Annotated in this window: 3 protein-coding genes; all 3 read left to right on the plus strand. The window is 32.5% G+C overall.

Annotation, left to right across the window (positions count from 1 at the left end):
• Nucleotides 1-1573, plus strand: a 1573-nt coding sequence (locus DM397_RS00660; protein WP_162615443.1) for a non-ribosomal peptide synthetase, incomplete at its 5' end; no start/stop codon positions are given.
• A gap of 3 nt (nt 1574-1576) precedes the next feature.
• Nucleotides 1577-3181 carry an MBL fold metallo-hydrolase gene (locus tag DM397_RS00665; protein ID WP_111375725.1) on the plus strand — a complete coding sequence of 535 codons (1605 nt, stop codon included), beginning with the start codon at nt 1577-1579 and terminating at the stop codon, nt 3179-3181.
• 6 nt (nt 3182-3187) lie between these two features.
• A partial coding sequence (locus tag DM397_RS00670; protein ID WP_162615444.1) for a condensation domain-containing protein occupies nt 3188-5053 on the plus strand: 1866 nt, incomplete at its 3' end.

Consider the following 5053-nt stretch of genomic DNA (forward strand, 5'->3'; position numbering starts at 1 on the left):
AGGAATAAAGCTCGATAGAAGTGAGAACATGATTGTAGCAATCCTTGGAATATTAAAATCAGGAGCAGCTTATGTCCCAATAGATGTTAATTACCCGCAAGACCGCATCGCATATATCGAAGAGGACAGTAACTGTAAAGCCGTTATTGATGAGAATATTTTAGACAATTTTACAAAGGTTCAGGATAAGTTTTCAAAAGAGAACCTGAACACTATTATTGGAGCTGATGATTTAGCATATGTGATCTATACCTCTGGATCTACAGGTCAGCCTAAGGGAGTTATGATAGAGAATAAAAACTTATATAATTACCTGAAGTGGTGTTCTGATTTTTATTTTGAGAATCAGCAACAGGGAGACTTTGGTTTATTTAGTTCTTTGTCTTTTGATTTGACAGTTACCAGTATTTTCCTGCCATTAATTAGAGGCCATAAGATAAAAGTATTTAATAATAATTGGAATGCACATGAAATATTACTGGATTATATTTCGACTTCAAATGCCTTGGATATCGTAAAATTAACCCCATCTCATTTAGAATTATTAAAAGATTTTGACCTGAAGGATACACCGTTAAAGAAAATTATAGTTGGAGGAGAATCATTACTTAGCCGACAAGTAGACGAAATCCTAAAAGCAAATGATACATTGACGATTTATAATGAATATGGCCCAACGGAGAGCACCGTTGGCTGTATGGTAAAAGTAATATCCAAAGATAGTCCCATAACAATTGGAAAGCCTATTTCCAACACCCAGATTTACATATTAGATGATTGTTTAAATCTTTTGCCAATAGGAGTTACCGGCAAGCTTTATATATCGGGTGCAGGTGTAGGGAGAGGTTATCTGAATAAGGCCGAACTGACCCAGGAGAAATTTATCGAAAATCCTTTTATAGAAGGAGAAAAAATGTACGACACTGGCGATTTGGGCCGTTGGCTGGCTGACGGTGATCTTGAGTTTTTGGGTAGAATAGACCATCAGGTAAAAATAAGAGGATACAGGATAGAACTAGGCGAGATAGAGAATGTCATTCTGCAGTATTCTCAGGATTTAAAGCAAGTGGTAGTAGCGGCAAAAGAATCCAACGATGAGAAGGTACTGATTGCATATTTCACTACTGTAAATACCATTGATAAATCAGCATTAAGAAGTTTTCTACAGGAGCGACTCCCGGATTATATGGTTCCCGGCTTTTATGTAGAACTGGAGGAGTTACCTCTTACCCCGAATGGGAAGATTAATCATAAAGCCTTGTCAGGAGCAGACGGAGAAGATCTAATTCGAGGAGAATACGTGGCTCCAAGAAATGAGACTGAGCAAAAACTGGTTGCCATATGGCAGGAAGTACTTGGAATTGAAAAAGTAGGAGTAACAGATAGCTTCTTTGAATTAGGAGGAAATAGTTTAAAAGTAATGAGACTATTAAATACTATAGAGAAAACTTTTTTATTTAAAATGCCAGTATCTCAATTTTTTGATAATCCAAATATTGAGAGTTTTTCCTCTGTAATTAATACACTAAAATTAAGTTCAAGTAATCAAAATAGAAAATCAATAAAAATATAATTAATGGAAAGTTTAGTTTTTTTAAAGCCCAATGTAGTTATTGAACCTTTAATTGAAAGATGGTACGCATGGTCTCATCTTATATCGCCGGGAACTGCAGCAATGAATGTAGTAAAAAGGCATGTTGAAATAATGAATTCTTATCTTGAATCTCCAGAGTTGCATGATGAGGCAATTAAAAATCCAAAAATGTTAGGTGGTCCTTTTATGGATTACAAAGAGAATAGATCTGAGGATATTAAAAAACTACTAGAATCAACTTTTTTAAATCAAAAGGAATTACTTACTCTTTCGTTTGCCATTAGAAAATTGGTTTTAATGTTAAACAAAGAAGCAAAAGGGCAATCACTGGAAAGTTTATACGAAAATGTACCGGAAATCTTAAAAGGTTATGTAGAACTTATATATGATTTAAATGGAAACCCTTCATTTAGATTTTTTGAACATCTTTTATATAAGAGCAAGTTTTATAATAAAAATACTCAAAGTATAGCGCTTTGGGTTACAAACAATGATTCACGCCCTTTTTGTTTAAGCACACCAAGATTAGAAGAAGATGATGTATTGCATTTAAATATACCTTTTGATAATGAATTTATTGATGAGTTGAGTAAAATGAAAAGAACACCTCGTCCTTATAATGAAATAAGAAAAATGTTAGGTGATTTAAATGAAGTGGAAGAGTCACTTTTCAAATCGTTTTTCACTGAAGTTCCGTCTGTACCTTATGCTAAATATGAGGGGAATAATATTAGGATGAGATATTTTGGTCATGCATGTATATTAATCGAAACAAAAGATATAAGTATATTGGTAGATCCTTTAATTAGCTATTATGGATATCAGTCCAGTGTTGAACATTTTTCTGATTATGAATTACCAGAAGTTATTGATTATGTTTTAATAACTCACAACCATCAGGATCATATTTTACTTGAAACTCTTCTGCCACTTAGACATAAAGTAAAAAACATAATTGTTCCGCGTTCCGGAGGAGGACACCTTCAGGATCCGTGTCTAAAATTAATGTTTAATAATATTGGCTTTAATAATGTAATCGAGATTGAAGAATTTTCAACGATAAGTTTTTCAGATTGTAGCATTACAGGAGTTCCTTTTACCGGAGAGCATAGTGATTTAGATATTAAAGCTAAAATTTGCTATCATGTTGATATCGCTGATTTTTCTTTATTATTTGTTGCAGATTCAAGGATTTTAGAAAAGAAGTTATATGAACATACACAAAAGCTAATTGGAAATGTAGATGTTGTTTTTCTGGGTATGGAATGTGATGGCGCCCCGTTAACCTGGTTATATGGCCCATTGGTTGTTAACGAACTATCAAAAGAACATGATCAATCGAGAAGATTAGCAGGATCTGATTTTAATAGAGGAATAAATTTGGTAAATATTTTTAATCCATCAGAAATATACGTGTATGCTATGGGACAAGAACCTTGGTGTGAATTTATTAGTAGTATAAAATACACAGATGAATCTAATCCGATTGTTCAATCCAACCATTTAATTAATGAGTGTATTTCAAGAGGAATAATTGCTGAAAGGTTATTTGGTGAAAAGGAAATATTATATAATAAGAAAAAATAAAGGAATATGGGCAAGCTTATAGATTTGTTAGCTGAGTTGAAAAGTAACGCTATTGATGTTGTCTTGAAAGATGGTGAACTTGAGGTTTTCTATGATGGTGAAGATTTAGATCCGATTAGTTTAAAAAAAATAGTAGATAATAAACATGAATTAATACAATTCTTAAAGGGATTTGAAGGGGATGTAAAAACTTACGAATCAATTCCATCAATTCCATTAATGGAGAATTATCCGCTATCCTCATCTCAAAACAGATTGTGGCTAGTAAGCCAGCTTGAAGGAGGTAATTCGGCATATAATCTAATAGGTGTTTATGAAATTGAAGGATTATTAGATGTTGAATTAATTGAATCGACATTTAAATTTATAATAGAACGTCATGAATCTTTAAGAACTGCTTTTAAAGAAACAGAACAAGGAGAGGTAAGACAATTTATTATAGAAAATGAAAGTATTGATTTCAAAATTGATTATGAAGATATTAGATCGAAAAACGGTTTAGATTTAAATACTATAATCAAAGAACAATGTGAGAAACCTTTTGACTTAGAGCAAGGCGTTTTAATTAGAGTAAAGTTATCACAGATAGCTGATTCTAAGTATGTTCTTAGCTTAGTTATGCATCATATTATTAGTGATGGGTGGTCAATGGAAATTTTAATTAAAGAGTTATTTACGTATTATACTTCGGTAACCTTAGGAGAAAAGTTCGAATTTCAGCCCTTACAGATACAATACAAAGATTATGCATTTTGGCAACAAGATCAATTAAAAGGAAGTCAGTTAGAGAAGCATAAAAGTTATTGGACAAATCAATTTACTGGTGAGATTCCTATATTAGATTTACCTGTTCAGTACCAGCGACCATCAGTAAAGACATATAATGGGAAAACTTTAGGTAAAGTTTTAAATACAAATAATGTTAAGAAATTAAAGGATTTAAGCCAATCGCAGGGAGGCACTTTGTTTATGGCGGCGTTATCTCTGGTAAAAGTTGTATTATATCGTTATACACAACAACAGGATATTATTGTAGGAAGCTCTTTAGCGGGTAGAGAACATGCTGATTTAGAGGGACAAATTGGTTTTTTTGTAAATACTTTACCACTAAGAACAATTCTTGAAAACGATGATAATTTTATCGGGTTATTAAACAAAGTTAAAGATGTAACTCTAGGTGCTTATCAATATTATATTTATCCTTTGGATGAATTGGTAGAGAATTTATCCTTAAAGCGCGATCCAAGCAGAAATCCTCTATTTGATGTAATGGTAGATTTACAAAATGCATTTGGTGTAGGGAAAGAATATGATGAAAATCAAAGCATTAAAACATTTGATATAAAACCATATGAGGTAGCTAACACCATAAGCAGGTTTGATTTACATTTTAATTTTTCAGAGAAACCAGAAGAACTGCATTTAGATATAACCTATAATACAGATATTTTTAGCAATGAATTTGTAGATCAGTTGTTAGGGCATTTAGAACAATTACTGACACAAATAGTGATTGATCCTTTGGTACCTTTAGCAGAGTTAAAGTATCTTAACCATGATGAAGAGCAACAGCTGCTTTTAGAATTTAATGATACGAAATCTGATTATCCAAGAGATAAGACAATCGTAGATTTATTTGAAGAACAGGTTGAAAGAACCCCTAATAATATTGCTGTTGTATTTGAAGAAACAAAACTGACGTATCAGGAACTTAATGAGAAGTCCAATCAGTTGGCTTATTACTTAAGGGAGAATTATGCGATTAAACCGGATGATCTGGTGGGAGTAAAGCTGGCTAAAAGTGATAAAATGATTGTCGCTCTTTTAGGAGTATTGAAATCCGGAGCAGCATATCTTCCAATCGATGTTAAT

The organism is Flavobacterium nitrogenifigens (genome assembly GCF_003254565.1).
In the GTDB taxonomy this organism is placed as follows: domain Bacteria; phylum Bacteroidota; class Bacteroidia; order Flavobacteriales; family Flavobacteriaceae; genus Flavobacterium; species Flavobacterium nitrogenifigens.